The organism is Pseudomonas syringae pv. cilantro, from assembly GCF_001293775.1.
In the GTDB taxonomy this organism is placed as follows: domain Bacteria; phylum Pseudomonadota; class Gammaproteobacteria; order Pseudomonadales; family Pseudomonadaceae; genus Aquipseudomonas; species Aquipseudomonas syringae_P.
Window position 1 is genome coordinate 148,710 of sequence record NZ_LGLN01000071.1, and the last position, 14,877, is coordinate 163,586.

Here is a 14,877-nt window from a genome sequence, read left to right on the forward strand (position 1 = left end):
CGTTTCTCTAGGATGCGTGCTCAAGCGCCGATTTAACAACTACTTGCGGGGCGCCTGGCAGGGCTGAAACCTTGTCGAAATACCGCTAAAACGTTGGTTCGGTGTTGCCTCCCACCGCTGCCCAGCGGAGCTTCTGAGGCAGAGAAAAACCATGAACAACCTGCGTCCCCTCATCCGTCTTTCCCCGATCAGCACGATCTTGTCCCGCAAGAACCCGAAAATCCTGCTCAGCGGTGCCCACCAGCCCACGTTGCTACGCTATCTGGACGGCTGGCCTCGCCGACGCGGCGGCTCCTGTGCGTTTCTGATCCAGTTTGTCGATCCCCATCAGTCATTGAGCCATTTTGCCAACGATCAGTTTGACCTCGCCGTGGTGCAGTCGCCGCAAGCGGATGATGTCGATCAGGTCATTCGCGACCTGACCCGCATCGCCCGTCAGGGGCTGATCACGCTGGGTTGATCCTCACGCGACATAACGGTGTAGTAGAAGGCACAGTGCTGGCCCCCGGCGTTCGATCCGACAGGCAAAATCGCCGCCTTATCAAAGGATTAGGTGGTGATCACATGCGTTTGGTTTATTGTGCTCTGGCTTGCCTGACGCTATCGGGGCTGGCTTTTTCCGCGCAGGCCAGAAACGCCACGGAAAACGAGCGTTATCTGTGCCGCTGGGGCTCGACCATTGCAGGCGGTGCGCAGGCTTCCAAACTGTCGGGGGTCACTCGCTATGGGGCGCGGCAGAAGCTTCAGGCGCGCAAATTCGCCAAACAGTGGATGCGCCCGATGGCCTTGCGCATCACCGAGCAGACGTACGACAGCGAGTCGCGCCTGAAGCCGGACGCGGTCAGCAAGGTGTACTACGAGGGCTGCATTCAGCATGAGGTGGCGCGTCGATAACCCTTGATGCCGTTGCATTGATTTTTGCAGGGTCGGAGAAACGTCTTGAGTACAAAGATCATCACCAGGGACGGGCACGAGGCCCTGAAGAAAGAACTCGACTACCTGTGGCGAGAGCACCGGCCCGACATCACCCAGAAGGTCGCCTGGGCGGCCTCGCTGGGTGATCGTAGCGAGAACGCTGATTACCAGTACAACAAAAAGCTGCTGCGCGAGATCGACCGCCGCGTGCGTTACCTGCGCAAGCGGCTCGAAGACATGCGCGTGGTCAGCTATTCGCCAGAACAAGAAGGGCGGGTGTTTTTCGGGGCTTGGGTCGAAATCGAAAACGAGGCGGGTGATCTGAAAAAGTTTCGGATCGTCGGATACGACGAGATATACGGCCGCAACGACTACATCTCCATCGATTCGCCCATGGCTCGCGCCTTGTTGAAGAAAGAAGTCGGCGACGAAGTGCTCGTCAACACACCTGAGGGCGAGAAACTCTGGTTCGTGAACTCTATTGTTTATGAACAGTGAGGCCGTGAACGCAGAGCGATCTGCCGCGATGAAGGAGCGGACCGGGCGACGCTTCGCTTGTCCGCGATTTCCCGGTTTTTGTGGGAGCGGACTTGTNACCGGCAGCAAAACCAGCCACCCCGGTGCACCAGAAGCAACCGAGGCAGCAGGTTTTGGGGCCGCTTCGCAGCTCATCGCAGCGGTCGTGACCTCCTGAAACTCCAGCGCTTTCCGGGCAGAAGCCCGTATTCCTGCCTCTTGAGGCGTTGTGCATGACGCTGGGCAGCTTCCAGCCTCAACCCTCGCGCAGCACGGTCAGCGGGCTGACGTTCAGCGCGCGGCGGGTGCCGAATACGCCAGCGCCACCCACCAGCAACGCGCCGATCACCGGCAGCAGCAACAGCCACGGGTGGGGCTGCCAGTCCAGTGAAAAGGCATAGCGATACAGCACGAAGCTCACCAGCTCGCAGCCCAGTGCCGCCAGTACGCCGCTGGCGGCGCCCAGCAAACCGAACTCGATACGCCGCGACTTGATCAGCAGTGCTCGCTCGGCACCCAGCGCACGCAGCAGCGCGCCTTGCCGGATGCGCTCGTCCAGCGTTGCCTGCAAACCTGAAAACAACACGGCAATGCCCGCCGCCAGCACGAACAGCAGCACGAACTGCACCGCCAGGGTGACCTGATCGAGAATGCTGCGTACCTGCGCCAGCAAGGCTTCGACGCCGAGAATGCTGATCGACGGGTAGGCGCGCGACAGTTCGACGATCTGCTTGTCCTGGCCAGGTGGCAGATAGAAGCTGGTCAGGTAAGTGGTGGGCAGGTCGGCCAATGTGCCGGGCTGGAAGATCATGAAGAAGTTGGGCTGGAAGGTGTCCCAGTTGACCGTTCGCAGGCTGGTGACCACCGCGTCACGTGTCAGACCGCCGACAATGAAACTCAGACGATCACCTACGTGGATGTTCAGGCTCTCTGCCAGCTTGGTCTCAATCGACACACCGGGCGTCGCATCATTCTGGCCGGAGGCGGGCAGGTCTTTCCACCAGCTGCCAGCGGTCAAGGCATTGCCCTCGGGCAAGTCGGCCGCCCAGGTCAGGCTCAGGTCACGGCGCGTTGCGTTTTCGCCGCGCGAGTCCTTGGTGACAAAGTTGTTCACCGGTTCGCCATTGATGCTGATCAGACGTCCCGGCACCACTGGATAGAGCGGCGCAGCGTGAGGGGAGAGCTTGCTCAGGGTCTGGGCGAAGTTGTCTTTATCGGCAGGCAACACATTGAGCACGAAATAATTCGGTGCATCCTTGGGCAACTGGTTCTGCCAGGTGTCGAGCAATTCGCCACGCAGCAGCGCGATCAGGCCCATCGACAGCAGGATCAGGCCAAAGGCCAGTGACTGACCGGCGGCGGCCAGCGGATAACGCAGCAGTTGCCCAAGACCCAGCCGCCATGGCAGCGACGCCCCGGCCAGCAGGCGGCGCAAGCTGTTGAGCACCAGCAATAAAAGGCTGCCCAATACCAGCGCCGCCACAATGCCGCCGCCCAGCAGGGCAAACGTGAGGACCAGGTCCAGGCTCAGCCGCCACATGATCAGGCCGAGCGCCATTAGCGCTGCGCCATACACCAGCCATGAACTGGCGGGGATCGGCAGCATGTCGCGGCGCAACACGCGCAACGGTGGTACGCGGCCCAGAGCAGCCAGTGGCGGCAGGGCAAAACCGGCCAGCGCCACCAGCCCCGTGCCCATGCCTGCCAGCGCAGGCAGCAGCCCGCCCGGTGGCACAGTGGCCGGAAGCAGATTTTGCAGCAGGGCAAACAGCCCGAGTTGTGCAAGCCAGCCCAGCAATGCGCCGCTCAGGCTGGCCAGCAGGCCGATGATTGCCAATTGCAGGCTGAACAGCGCCATGGTCTCGCCACGCGACAGACCCAGACAGCGAAGCAGGGCGCTGGCATCGAAGCGCCGCGCGGCAAAGCGCGACGCCGAGAGCGCCACGGCCACGCCAGCCAACAGCACAGCCACCAGACTGGCCATGTTCAGGTAACGCTCGGCCTTGCCCAGCGCGCCGCCAATCTGCTGGCTGCCGTCGCGGGCGTCCTTGATTTCCTGATGCGGTTCAAGGCCCGGCTCAATGGCCTTGCGGTAGGCGGCCAGCGCTTCGGGCGGGCCACTCCACATTTCCCGGTAGGTCACCCGGCTGCCAGGCTGAACCACACCGGTGGCGGTCAGGTCTTGCAGATTGATCATCACCCGGGGTGTCAGGCTGTAGAAGTTGCCGGCCCGGTCTGGCTCATAGGTCAGGATGCGAGTCAGTTTCAGGGTTTTGGAGCCGACGTCGATGGCGTCGCCTATCTTCAGGTCGACCGCCGGAAGCAGCCGTGCCTCGGCCCAGGCTTCGCCCGGTTTCGGGCCGCTGCCAGCCTGCTCTGGCTGGTACAGGTCGGGGGCGCTCTTCAGTTCACCGCGCAAGGGGTAAACGTCATCCACTGCCTTGATGCTCGACAGCTGGATACCGGCGTCGGTAGCGATCACGCTGGAAAAGACCACAATCTGCGCGTGCTTGAGTTGTAACTGCTTACCTTCCTCGACTTGCTCGGCTCGCGCCGGGCTCGAACCTTCGAGAATCAGATCAGCGCCCAAGAACTCGGTCGCCCGTAACAGCATCGCGCCATTCAGGCGCGCACCGAAGTAACCGATGGCGGTGCTGGCGGCCACCGCCACCAGCAGGGCGAAAAACAGGACCCGCAATTCTCCTGCGCGGGCATCGCGCAGCAATTGACGGGCCGCAAGGCTCAGCAGTCGGGTAAAAGGCAAGCGTGCCATCAAGGCTCCAGCGGGGCGACCAGACGGCCCCCTTCGAGACGGATCAGACGGCGACAGCGATGGGCCAGACGCTCATCGTGTGTCACCAGCACCAGCGTGGTGTTGCGCTCTTTGTTCAGCTCGAACAGCAGGTCGCTGATACGCTCGCCGGTGTGACTGTCGAGGTTGCCGGTGGGTTCGTCGGCAAACAGCACGTCCGGGTCGGCCGCAAAAGCGCGGGCAATCGCAACCCGCTGCTGCTCGCCACCGGACAATTGCCGTGGCGTATGGGTCAGGCGTTGGCCAAGCCCGACGCGTTGCAGCAGGTTGCGGGCTTTTTCACGGGCGTCCTTGCGGCCTTCCAGCTCCATCGGCAGCATGACGTTTTCCAGCGCGTTCAGGCTGTCGAGCAGCTGGAACGACTGAAAGACAAAACCGACATGCTCGGCGCGGACTCTGGCGCGCTGGTCTTCGTCCAGTTCGCTGAGGTTGCGGCCCGAGAGGATCACCGAGCCGGCACTGGGCAGGTCAAGCCCGGCCAGCAGGCCGAGCAGGGTGGATTTGCCCGAACCGGAGGCGCCGACGATGGCCAGCGTGTCGCCCTTGTTTAGTTCCAGGGAGAGTTCGTGCAGGATAGTCAGGTCACCTTCGGTGCTGGGGACCACTTTGCTGAGGCTTTGGGCACTGAGAATACTTTCACTCATGGAGAATCCGATGCGTGCGTGGTTTTTAAGTGCTGGCCTGGGGTTGTTGCTGCTGTCACAGGGCGCAATGGCGGGCACGGTGTTGATCGTTGGCGATAGTATCAGTGCGGCTTTCGGCCTGGATACCCGCGTGGGGTGGGTGAGCCTGCTGGAACAACGACTGGCGAAGGAAGGATACGACGACAAGGTGGTCAACGCGTCCATCAGCGGCGACACCAGCGCAGGAGGCCAGGCGCGTTTGCCTGCGCTGCTTGCAGAGCATAAGCCCGAGCTGGTTATTCTCGAACTGGGTGGTAACGACGGGCTGCGCGGCCAGCAGCCTGCTCAATTGCAACAAAACCTTTCATCGATGATCGACAGCTCTCGGGCAGCCGGTGCAAAAGTGTTATTGCTGGGTATGCAGATCCCGCCCAACTACGGGCCGCGTTACACCAACGCGTTCAAAGAGGTTTACAGCCGCCTGGCCGAGGAGAAAAAGGTCCCCTTCGTGCCGTTTTTTCTGGAAGGCGTGGGCGGGGTGCCCGAGCTGATGCAAGCTGATGGCCTGCATCCCGCGGCCGGAGCACAGGGCAAGCTGCTGGAAAATGTCTGGCCGAGCCTGAAACCGCTGCTTTGAGGCTTTCCTGTACGGGGGCTTTCGGCTAATGTGGCGCCCCCGATCTGGAGCCCCCCATGCCGCGTCCCGCCTGGTCCTTGTATGCCTATCAAATGCTCGAACCCCATGAACAACTGGATCTGTTCGCCTGCCAGGAAGTGCGGGTGCATCTGATTGCGCGCCAGCTTGAGCTTGGCGGCTCCATCGACCGGACGTTGTGCGGCACGTTGCTGCCTGCCCAGCCGCAAATGTCTGCGGTCGAGCTGCAGGTCATGCGCGATGAGCGTCTGTGTCCGCTGTGCAAAGCCATCATGGATGCGCAGCGCAGGGGGATGAATCCGATCTGGCCTGAACTCTAGCGGTCATGATCGGCTGCAGGCTCACCGCAGATATCACCGATCCCGCGAGCGCAGGTGTACACTTCCAGACTTGTCTCTATCGCCGTTACCCGAAGGATCTTTCCGGATGTTGTCGCGCATTCCAGCCGTTACCCGCTGTCTGTCACTTGCTGCCCTCTGCGCGGCGAGCTCCGTCCATGCACTGGAGTTTCCATTGCCGCCACCCGGTGAGGACATCGTCGGTGAAGTTCAGGTGATCAAGGCCAGGTATGAAGATACCTTCGCCGATCTGGGCACGAAATACGATCTAGGCTACCTGGAAATGATTGCCGCCAACCCGGGTGTAGACCCTTGGTTGCCAGGCGCGGGCAAGGACATTGTGCTGCCGACCCGTTTCATCCTGCCGCCGGGTCCGCGCGAAGGTATCGTCATCAACCTGGCCGAATACCGCATGTATTACTACCCCAAAGGGCAGAATGTGGTGCACACCTATCCGCTGGGTGTCGGTCGTGAAGGCTGGGGCTCGCCCATTGGCGTGACCAAAGTAACCGCCAAGACGCCAAACCCGACCTGGACGCCACCTGCTTCCATCAAGGCCGAGCATGCTGCTGACGGCGATCCGCTGCCCGACGTGGTACCTGCCGGCCCGGACAACCCGCTGGGGCCGTTCAAATTCGGTTTGGGGATGTCCGGCTACCTGATCCACGGCTCGAACAAGAAATTCGGCATCGGCATGCGCACCAGCCATGGCTGCTTCCGCATGTACAACAATAACGTACTGGAACTGGCCGACATGGCCCCGGTCGGTACGACCGTGCGCATCATCAGCGAACCCTACAAATTCGGCATCAGTGGCGGCAAGGTCTACCTTGAAGCGCACACGCCGGTTGATGACCTGGGCAACCCGTCGGTGGTCGACAAGCACACTGCGGTGATCAATGCGCTGCTCAAGCGTGACGACCTGGCCAATAACCTGCGCATGAACTGGGACGTGGTACGTGATGTGGTTGCGGCCGAAGACGGCATGCCGGTGGAGATCGCAGTGCCGGGGGTTGCTTCTGCGAGCGCGGAAGAACCGGTGATTTTTCAGTAGAGCAGCCAATTGCCTTTCGTGCCAGCGCGTGTTGGCAGTCGGTCGGACGCAGAGCGTCCAGAACGGCATGCTACGCAGAGCGTCGCACGATAGTTGATAATCAANGACGCAGAGCGTCACGAAATCTGGTTCGTCTGATGCGCCTTGTAAGCAGGCCTTACTGTCGGTTCCCGACAGATCGCGGACAAGTCCGCTCCAACTCCGACAGATCGCTGACAAGCGAAGCTTCGTCGGGTCCACACGTTCTCCGGGCATAAGCCTATTCAACGAGCAGCCACGTCAAAAAAAGAATAAAAAAAAGCCGACCCGTTGCCGGATCGGCTTTCAACAACCCCGAGGGATTATTACTTGCGGCTAGCTTTGTCCAACATGCGCAGAGCGCGCTCGTTGGCTTCGTCAGCAGTTTGCTGAGCTTTTTGAGCAGCAGCCAGAGCTTCGTCAGCCTTGCGATAGGCTTCGTCGGCACGAGCTTGCGAACGAGCTGCTGCGTCTTCGGTAGCTGTCAGACGAGCTTCGGTTTCTTTGGATACGCTGCTGCAACCGGTAGCCAGAACTGCGGCCAAAGCCAGAGCAGAGAATTTCAGAACGTTGTTCATCGTGTTCACCTTCAAGGAATTTTGTTCAAATTAGTCATCTCTCGAAAATGAGAAAACGACCGGCGTACATAGTACCCATTGTTTGTAGTAAGTAAACGGACCCAGCGCAAGAAGCTGCTAAAAATCCCGACTTTAAAAGTGTTCTGCGTTACTTCTTGTGAGTTCTGTACGAAAACTATCCACTTTTATCGGGCCGCCGACTGAACCCGGGGTTCCTGGTCTTGTCGCGCCCAGCAGGCACAGGCACTTGACGTGCCCGACTGTCGGTCGGCCGATGGACAATTTCATGGGTTTTTACCCTGACTGCGCTTGAGCATATTCAGTATTGGTGCCTACTATCCATACGTGCTGTTTGTCGAGATCGGCAATGCTCTTTCCGGTGATAAACAGATACGGGTGGCGTAGATGTTCCTTCGCCGGAAAAAGATCGGTAAGGTAGGGGTCAAATTCCAAGACCCGCTAGGAGTCGCAATGAGCGAGGCGTTGTCCATCCACCATGATGAAACCGGCCACCATTTCGAAATTATTATCGATGGCCATCGTGCCTACCTGACGTACATGGATCTCGGCAAGCAGACCCTGGACTTTTACCGAACTTTCGTGCCCGACGCCTTGCGCGGTCGCGGAATTGCCGCCGCCCTGACCAAGGAAGCGCTGGATTACGCCGACACCATGGGCTATTCCGTCATTCCGTCCTGCTCTTATGTCGAACGCTACATGGAGCTTCACGACTTGCAGTCACAGGCTGCCAAACTCTGATGGGTCGATAACACCCGCAGCATGAAAACGCCGGGCAGTTGCCCGGCGTTTTCGTTACTGCGCGATGCCCGATCAAGCCGTTACCTGCGCTTGCGCGCCGGCAGCACACCCTTGAGCTTGGCGTGCATGCTGCGCAGGGTTTTTTCCGTGCTTTCCCAGTCGATGCAGGCATCGGTAATCGACACTCCGTACTGCAACTCCGACAGGTCCTTCGGAATCGCCTGACAACCCCAGTTCAAATGGCTCTCGACCATCAAACCGATGATCGACTCGTTACCTTCCAGAATCTGGTTGGCGACGTTTTCCATCACCAGCGGTTGCAGGGCCGGGTCCTTGTTGGAGTTGGCGTGGCTGCAATCGACCATGATGTTCGGGCGAATACCTGCCTTGTTCAGGGCCTGTTCGCAGAGCGCAACGCTGACCGAGTCGTAGTTGGGCTTGCCATTGCCGCCGCGCAACACCACGTGACCATAGGCATTGCCTTTAGTGGTCACGATCGATACGCCGCCTTCCTGATTGATACCCAGGAAACGATGCGGGCTGGAGACCGACTGCAAGGCATTGATCGCAACGGTCAGGCCGCCATCGGTGCCGTTCTTGAAACCGACTGCCGAGGACAGGCCGGAGGCCATTTCGCGGTGGGTCTGGGATTCGGTGGTGCGCGCGCCGATGGCCGACCAGCTGATCAGGTCTTGCAGGTACTGGGGCGAAATCGGGTCCAGCGCTTCGGTCGCGGTGGGCAGGCCCATTTCCGCGAGGTCCAGAAGCAACTGGCGACCGATGTGCAGGCCGTCCTGGATCTTGAACGAGTCGTCCAGATACGGATCGTTGATCAGGCCCTTCCAGCCAACCGTGGTGCGGGGCTTTTCGAAGTAGACGCGCATGACCAGGTACAGGGTGTCGGAGACTTCAGCCGCCAGCGTTTTGAGGCGCTCGGCGTACTCTTTGGCAGCCTTGAGATCATGGATCGAGCAGGGGCCGATCACGATGAACAGGCGGTGGTCGTTGCCATCAAGAATGTTGCGAATCACTTCGCGGCCCTGGCTGACGGTGCGCAGGGCAGCATCGGTCAGCGGGATGTCGCGCTTGAGCTGATCCGGCGTGATCAGTGTCTCGTTGGACGCAACGTTGAGGTCATTAATCGGTAAATCAGCCATCGTGTTACTCATCAGGTCGCGGGTACTGGCCGCCAACGGTCCCCTGTGCGGCGGGGCCCAGCAGGTTTGAGCGCAGCGGGGAGCCGAACCTTAGCGCGTTATCGCGCTGTTCGACAATAAGTAAACGAGTCGACGGCCGTTGTGCGCATCGGTATTTGCAACGCGATGCGCTGCGACGGATAGTGTACGTCGCACCCTGAAACACACAGACAGCCGAGAGAGACGTTATGAGTGTTCATCCAGAGCAGCCGCGAATCGGCATCATCGGTACCGGTGCCATCGGCGGTTTTTACGGCCTGATGCTGGCGCGTGCCGGGTTCGACGTGCATTTTCTGTTGCGCAGCGAGTTCGAAGCGGTAGCAAGCGACGGGTTGCAGATCAGCAGCGCCGTGCATGGCGAACTGCACCTCAAGCCCGTCAAGGCCTATTCCTCAGCCGTCGATATGCCGCCTTGCGACTGGTTGCTGGTCGGTACCAAAAGCACCGGCAATGCTGCATTGGGGCCGATCATCCAGCAAGCAGCCGCGCCAGATGCAAAAGTGCTGCTTTTGCAGAACGGTCTGGCGGTCGAAGACGAGTTGCGTGCGGTACTGCCCGACAGTCTGCATATATTAGGTGGTTTGTGTTTCATCTGCGTGCACCGCGTTGCTCCCGGTAAAGTGGTGCATCAGGCCTTTGGCGCGGTCAGCGTGGGTTATCACAGCGGTCCGGCGGCCGATGACGCCGGACGTCTGGCCATTGTCGAGGCCTGTGCCGAGTTGTTCCGGGCCTCGGACGTCGAAGCACATGCCATGGAAAACCTGCAACAGGCGCGCTGGCGCAAACTGGTCTGGAACGTGCCCTATAACGGGCTGGCCGCGTTGTTGCAGACGGGTACCCGCGAGCTGATGGCCGATCCTGACAGCCGGGCACTGGTCAGGACCTTGATGGATGAGGTGGTGCAAGGCGCCCAAGCCTGTGGCCATGCATTGCCGGCAGGCTTCGCGGAACAGCTGTTTTCGGTGACCGAAAGCATGCCGGACTACAGACCGAGCATGTACCACGATCTGGTCGAGCGCCGCCCGCTCGAGCTGCAAGCCATCTACGCCCGGCCGCTGGCCGCAGCGCTTGCGGCGGGTTGCGACATGCCGCGGGTGCGCACGTTGTATCAGGCACTGGGATTTATCGATCGCAGTCGCCGCTGAATATAAAGAGGAAAGGTTCATGGCGGAAAGTAACGACCACAAGCTGGTGCTGGCTATTTCATCGCGGGCGCTGTTCGATCTGCGCGACAGCCACGCGGTTTACATGGCTGACGGCGTCGAGGCCTATCGCAAGTATCAGATCGAGCATGAGGACGAAGTGCTCGCACAGGGCGATGCGTTCCCGCTGGTGGAAAAACTGCTGAGCCTCAACGCCAGTCTCGGCCAGGCGCGGGTCGAGGTGGTGCTGGTCTCGCGCAACAGTGCCGACACCGGCCTGCGGGTATTCAATTCGATTCAGCATTACGGGCTGGACATCACCCGCGCTGCGTTCGCGGGCGGGCGCAGTCCGTATCCCTATCTCGCGGCCTTTGGCTGTCATCTGTTCCTGTCGACACACGCGGAAGACGTGCGCAGCGCGCTGGATGCCGGATTTGCCGCCGCAACCATTCTGTCGGGCGGAGCGCGACGTGCGGCCAGCGCTGAATTGCGCATCGCCTTCGATGGTGACGCGGTGCTGTTTTCCGATGAATCGGAGCGTGTCTACCAGGCGGGCGGGCTGGCGGCGTTTCAGGCCAGCGAACGCGAGTCTGCCCGCGAACCGCTGCGCGGTGGACCGTTCAAGCCGTTCCTTGCCGCCCTGAATCTGTTACAGCGCGAGTTTCCCGACGCCAGTTGCCCGATCCGTACTGCGCTGGTCACGGCTCGCTCGGCACCCGCCCATGAGCGGGTGATTCGCACGCTGCGCGAATGGGACATCCGCCTGGACGAGTCGCTGTTTCTGGGCGGTTTGCAGAAGTCGGCATTTCTGGAAGCCTTCGCTGCCGATGTGTTTTTCGATGACCAGCCCGGCCATTGCGAAAAGGCTCGTGACGTCGTCGCGACCGGGCATGTTCCGCACGGCATCAGTAACGAAGTCAGGCTGGACACGGGCGAGCGCTGAAGGCCGCCATCGCAGCGGTGAATGCACTGCTAAGCTGATTCAGTCTCCGCCATTCCGGTTGTCCTGGAGGTTGTATGGTTCGATCGATGTTATATGCCACAGACCTCGGTCTTTACGCGCCTTACGTGACGCAGCATGCGCTGGCGCTGGCTCGGACCTTCAACGCCGGACTTTACGTTATCCATGTTGTGGAGCCCATGGGGCTGTTCGCCGAATCGGTGTTGCAGAGCTATCTGGGCAAGGATGCATTGCTTGAACTGCACAGCCAGGGCGTGGGTGCTTTCATGGAGGCAATAGAGCAACGGATGCTTGATGGCTTTCGTGAGGAGCTGGGGGAGGGTCATCAGGACCTTTCTCTCATCCGCACGGTGCGTGTTATTCAGGGGGAGCCCTCCAGCGTGATTCTTGAACAGGCGCAGAAACTGGGTGTGGACTTGCTGGTGGTTGGCAGTCACAGCCGCAGGGTGGAGGAAGGGGGGGCGATTGGCCGTACAGCTGCCAGGGTTTTGCAGCTTTCCGAGGTGCCGATCTACATGGTGCCTATCATGCTGAACAAAGGGCGAAGGTAAGGAAGGTCAATTTGGTGTTTTGTTGAATTCGAGCGTGCGATCACCTCACAAAGGTGATAAAAAGTTCTAGAATTATTCGTCTACCATTAATCCAGTTATATACCGTCGCTGATGCCCATAGGGCTTATCTGCTTTGAGGGATACATATGAAGCTTCAACAACTGCGCTACATTTGGGAAGTGGCGCACCACGACCTCAACGTTTCCGCGACGGCCCAGAGCCTTTACACCTCTCAACCCGGTATCAGCAAACAGATCCGTCTGCTTGAAGACGAACTGGGCGTCGAAGTCTTTGCCCGCAGCGGCAAGCACCTGACGCGTGTGACACCGGCTGGCGAACGGATCATCACGACCGCTGGTGAAATTCTGCGCAAGGTCGAAAGCATCAAGCAGATTGCCCAGGAATTCTCCAACGAGAAGAAGGGCACGCTGTCGATCGCTACCACGCACACCCAGGCCCGTTATGCGTTGCCGCCGGTGATCAGCAACTTCATCAAGCAGTATCCGGATGTGGCGCTGCACATGCATCAGGGCTCGCCGATGCAGATCGCTGAAATGGCGGCTGACGGCACGGTTGATTTCGCCATCGCCACCGAAGCACTCGAGCAGTTCAGCGATCTGGTGATGATGCCGTGCTATCGCTGGAACCGCTGTGTGGTTGTGCCGCAGGGTCACCCGCTGACCAAAGTGCCGAAATTGACTCTGGAGTTGCTGGCGGAATACCCGATTGTAACGTACGTGTTCGGTTTTACCGGCCGCTCCAAACTGGACGAAGCCTTCAGCCACCGCGGCCTGGTGCCCAAGGTCGTGTTTACCGCAGCGGATGCCGACGTGATCAAGACGTACGTCAGGCTGAATCTGGGCGTGGGAATCGTTGCCAGAATGGCGGTCGACGAGGAAGCGGACAGAGATCTGGTGGTGCTTGACGCCAGTGATCTGTTCGAATCCAGCGTAACCAAGATCGCCTTCCGGCGCGGCACCTTCCTGCGCGGTTTCATGTGCGACTTCATCGAGAAATTCGCCCCGCACCTGACCCGCGAAGTCATGGCCAAGGCGATCCAGTGCCATAACAAACAGGAAATGGAAGAACTGTTTGCCAATGTCGAACTGCCGGTGCATTAGGAGCAGCGGCAAGCTTTTAGCTACAAGCTGCAAGTAAAAGCTTGAGAGGCAGCTTTAAGTTTCGAGTTGTAAGCTGCAAGTAGACGCCCGCAGACTCCAGCTTGCAGCTTGCAGCTTGCAGCTTGCAGCTTGCGACCTCAGTCGCGCGCTATCAGGTTGCCGGCGTGCAGGCCGCATTCTTTCTGTGTGGCTTCTTCCCACCACCAGCGGCCTTCGCGTTCGTGTTGGTTTGGCAGGACCGGGCGCGTGCAGGGTTCGCAGCCGATGCTGATGAATCCGCGCTCGTGCAGGCTGTTGTAGGGCAGTTCGAGCATCCGGATGTAACCCCAGATTTCTTCACTGCTCATCTGCGCCAGCGGGTTGAACTTGTACAGCGTGCGTTCGGCGGTCGAAAACGCGGTGTCGATTTCCAGTGCGGCGACGGCGCTGCGGGTGCCGGGGCTCTGGTCGCGGCGCTGACCGGTGGCCCAGGCCTTGACGTCAGACAGTTTGCGACGCAACGGTTCGATCTTGCGAATTCCGCAGCACTCGCCATGACCGTCACGATAGAAGCTGAACAGCCCCTTTTGCTTGACGAAAGGCTCCAGCTTGCTCTGGTCCGGCGAGATGATTTCGATCTCGATCTTATAGTGGTCGCGCACCTGCTCGATGAAACGGTAGGTTTCGGGATGCAGACGACCCGTGTCGAGGCTGAAGACCTTGACGTTCTTGTTCAGTTTCCAGGCCATGTCGACCAGCACGACGTCTTCGGCGCCACTGAACGAGATCCACAGCTCATCACCGAAATGCTCGAAGGCCAGCTTCAGAATGTCCTGCGCAGATTTGTTTGCATAAGTCGTCGCCAGTTCGGCGACATCGAAAGGTTGGCTCATCAGGCGGCTTCCTTGAATCCAGAGGTGGCGCTTAAGCGCTCGTAATGACGGCAATGGTAACAAAATCCACTGTTCAGTGGCCGTTGCCAAAGGCTAGAGTGCCGCATCGTTTGAAGGTGAGTACCCATGAGGAGCGCGCTGTGGAAATTGTCTGTCTTGACCTGGAAGGTGTGCTGGTCCCGGAAATCTGGATCGCCTTCGCCGAAAAAACCGGTATCGAGTCCCTGCGCGCCACCACCCGTGACGTTCACGACTACGACGTGTTGATGAAGCAACGTTTGCGCATTCTCGACGAGCACGGTCTGAAACTGTCGGACATTCAGCAAGTGATCAGCACCCTCAAGCCGCTGGACGGCGCTGCAGAGTTTGTCGACTGGTTGCGCGAGCGCTTCCAGGTGGTGATTCTGTCGGACACGTTTTATGAATTCTCCCAGCCGCTGATGCGTCAACTGGGGTTTCCGACCTTGCTGTGCCATCGGTTGATCACCGATGAAACCGACCGCGTGGTCAGTTACCAATTGCGCCAGAAAGACCCGAAGCGTCAGTCAGTACTGGCTTTCAAGAGCCTCTACTATCGGATCATCGCGGCGGGTGACTCGTACAACGACACCACCATGCTGGGCGAAGCCGACGCGGGCATCCTGTTTCACGCGCCTGACAACGTGATTCGCGAGTTCCCGCAGTTCCCGGCGGTGCATACGTTCGAAGATCTGAAAAAAGAGTTCATCAAGGCCTCGAATCGGGATTTGGCACTTTAGGCGCTGAG

At 59.7% G+C, this 14,877-nt stretch carries 17 protein-coding genes; 12 read left to right on the plus strand and 5 right to left on the minus strand.

Annotated elements, in window-relative coordinates; all coding sequences use genetic code 11:
* The first annotated feature begins 151 nt into the window (after positions 1 to 151).
* From ABJ99_RS19495 to greB, 3 genes are all read left to right on the plus strand, one after another.
* The gene (locus tag ABJ99_RS19495; RefSeq protein WP_054087202.1) at positions 152 to 460 is read left to right on the plus strand and encodes a hypothetical protein; all 309 of its coding nucleotides are present in this window, start codon (positions 152 to 154) and stop codon (positions 458 to 460) included.
* 104 nt (positions 461 to 564) lie between these two features.
* On the plus strand, positions 565 to 894 hold the full coding sequence (locus ABJ99_RS19500) for a hypothetical protein (protein WP_007249951.1): 330 nt from the start codon (positions 565 to 567) through the stop codon (positions 892 to 894).
* A gap of 45 nt (positions 895 to 939) precedes the next feature.
* Positions 940 to 1,413: a transcription elongation factor GreB gene (gene greB / locus ABJ99_RS19505; protein ID WP_054079409.1), complete on the plus strand. Its 474-nt coding sequence runs from the start codon at positions 940 to 942 to the stop codon at positions 1,411 to 1,413.
* Between the two features lie 274 nt (positions 1,414 to 1,687).
* On the opposite strand, the gene ABJ99_RS19510 is transcribed toward greB, so the two are convergent.
* A complete protein-coding gene (locus ABJ99_RS19510; protein WP_054087203.1) occupies positions 1,688 to 4,204 on the minus strand; it encodes an ABC transporter permease in 2,517 nt (838 codons plus the stop codon).
* The gene (locus ABJ99_RS19515) at positions 4,204 to 4,887 is read right to left on the minus strand and encodes an ABC transporter ATP-binding protein (protein ID WP_054087204.1); all 684 of its coding nucleotides are present in this window, start codon (positions 4,885 to 4,887) and stop codon (positions 4,204 to 4,206) included. Before ABJ99_RS19515 ends, ABJ99_RS19510 begins: the two co-directional genes overlap by 1 nt.
* Before the next feature lie 10 nt (positions 4,888 to 4,897).
* On the opposite strand from ABJ99_RS19515, the gene ABJ99_RS19520 reads away from it, so the two are divergent.
* The 3 genes from ABJ99_RS19520 to ABJ99_RS19530 all read left to right on the plus strand — a co-directional run bounded on the left by ABJ99_RS19520 (position 4,898) and on the right by ABJ99_RS19530 (position 6,913).
* The gene (locus ABJ99_RS19520) at positions 4,898 to 5,503 is read left to right on the plus strand and encodes an arylesterase (protein WP_054087205.1); all 606 of its coding nucleotides are present in this window, start codon (positions 4,898 to 4,900) and stop codon (positions 5,501 to 5,503) included.
* A gap of 56 nt (positions 5,504 to 5,559) precedes the next feature.
* Positions 5,560 to 5,841: a hypothetical protein gene (locus tag ABJ99_RS19525; RefSeq protein ID WP_054087206.1), complete on the plus strand. Its 282-nt coding sequence runs from the start codon at positions 5,560 to 5,562 to the stop codon at positions 5,839 to 5,841.
* A 106-nt stretch (positions 5,842 to 5,947) separates the two neighbouring features.
* Positions 5,948 to 6,913 carry a L,D-transpeptidase family protein gene (locus ABJ99_RS19530; protein WP_054087207.1) on the plus strand — a complete coding sequence of 322 codons (966 nt, stop codon included), beginning with the start codon at positions 5,948 to 5,950 and terminating at the stop codon, positions 6,911 to 6,913.
* Between the two features lie 344 nt (positions 6,914 to 7,257).
* Here ABJ99_RS19530 and oprI read toward each other — a convergent pair whose 3' ends face one another.
* The gene (gene oprI, locus ABJ99_RS19535) at positions 7,258 to 7,509 is read right to left on the minus strand and encodes an outer membrane lipoprotei OprI (RefSeq protein WP_002553018.1); all 252 of its coding nucleotides are present in this window, start codon (positions 7,507 to 7,509) and stop codon (positions 7,258 to 7,260) included.
* 471 nt (positions 7,510 to 7,980) lie between these two features.
* Between oprI and ABJ99_RS19540 the strand changes: the two genes are divergently transcribed.
* Positions 7,981 to 8,268 (plus strand): GNAT family N-acetyltransferase, encoded by a 288-nt coding sequence (locus ABJ99_RS19540; RefSeq protein WP_007249944.1) that lies wholly within the window; start codon positions 7,981 to 7,983, stop codon positions 8,266 to 8,268.
* A gap of 80 nt (positions 8,269 to 8,348) precedes the next feature.
* Here the strand turns inward: ABJ99_RS19540 and ABJ99_RS19545 are convergent, their stop codons facing one another.
* Positions 8,349 to 9,425, minus strand: coding sequence for a 3-deoxy-7-phosphoheptulonate synthase (locus ABJ99_RS19545; protein WP_054079410.1), 1,077 nt, complete (start codon positions 9,423 to 9,425; stop codon positions 8,349 to 8,351).
* A 227-nt stretch (positions 9,426 to 9,652) separates the two neighbouring features.
* Here ABJ99_RS19545 and ABJ99_RS19550 point away from each other — a divergent pair, with 227 nt between their 5' ends.
* From ABJ99_RS19550 to cysB, 4 genes are all read left to right on the plus strand, one after another.
* Positions 9,653 to 10,609 (plus strand): putative 2-dehydropantoate 2-reductase, encoded by a 957-nt coding sequence (locus tag ABJ99_RS19550; protein ID WP_054087208.1) that lies wholly within the window; start codon positions 9,653 to 9,655, stop codon positions 10,607 to 10,609.
* A gap of 19 nt (positions 10,610 to 10,628) precedes the next feature.
* Positions 10,629 to 11,549: a 5'-nucleotidase gene (locus ABJ99_RS19555; RefSeq protein WP_054087209.1), complete on the plus strand. Its 921-nt coding sequence runs from the start codon at positions 10,629 to 10,631 to the stop codon at positions 11,547 to 11,549.
* Positions 11,550 to 11,623: 74 nt separating this feature from the next.
* A complete protein-coding gene (locus ABJ99_RS19560) occupies positions 11,624 to 12,118 on the plus strand; it encodes a universal stress protein (protein WP_054087210.1) in 495 nt (164 codons plus the stop codon).
* Between the two features lie 146 nt (positions 12,119 to 12,264).
* Positions 12,265 to 13,239, plus strand: coding sequence for an HTH-type transcriptional regulator CysB (cysB, locus tag ABJ99_RS19565; protein ID WP_054087211.1), 975 nt, complete (start codon positions 12,265 to 12,267; stop codon positions 13,237 to 13,239).
* A 137-nt stretch (positions 13,240 to 13,376) separates the two neighbouring features.
* On the opposite strand, the gene ABJ99_RS19570 is transcribed toward cysB, so the two are convergent.
* Positions 13,377 to 14,111 (minus strand): phosphoadenylyl-sulfate reductase, encoded by a 735-nt coding sequence (locus ABJ99_RS19570; protein WP_007249938.1) that lies wholly within the window; start codon positions 14,109 to 14,111, stop codon positions 13,377 to 13,379.
* Between the two features lie 140 nt (positions 14,112 to 14,251).
* On the opposite strand from ABJ99_RS19570, the gene thrH reads away from it, so the two are divergent.
* Entirely contained in the window at positions 14,252 to 14,869 is a 618-nt protein-coding gene (thrH, locus tag ABJ99_RS19575) for a bifunctional phosphoserine phosphatase/homoserine phosphotransferase ThrH (RefSeq protein ID WP_054087212.1), read from the plus strand.
* Positions 14,870 to 14,877 lie beyond the last annotated feature (8 nt).